1 pseudogene is annotated in these 330 nt (G+C 48.8%); it reads left to right on the top strand.

The features are described from left to right. Positions 1-330, top strand: a pseudogene (locus tag A3756_RS27240) (hypothetical protein); the annotation flags it as partial.

The following is a 330-nucleotide window of genomic DNA, read 5'->3' as shown; positions in this document are numbered from 1 at the left end:
CGGCCCAATACCGGCGACTAATATTCGCGTAAATGGAACCGGTATTACCTGGGGAGCAAGCTACCCTAGCGGCAATAACCTAGACTGTTCCGGGGAAGCCATCGACCAACAGGATTGTTCCTTAGGTCGGGAGCTAACACATAACGATGATAGCGATGGTCGTGCAGGCTTCAGCTTTTTAAAGTTCGATGAGGATGGCGTTGAAACGGATAGTTCAGATGCTGAATGGAGCTGCGTTCAAGACTCTGTCACAGGCTTAATGTGGGAAGTAAAAAGTGAAGGCAACGAAACACCAGGAGACGAAGGTTTAAATGACGCCGATGATCGTTA

The organism is Oleiphilus sp. HI0086 (assembly GCF_001635225.1).
The sequence above is the reverse complement of the archived record's forward strand: the minus strand, read 5'-3'. Positions and strand labels throughout refer to the sequence as shown.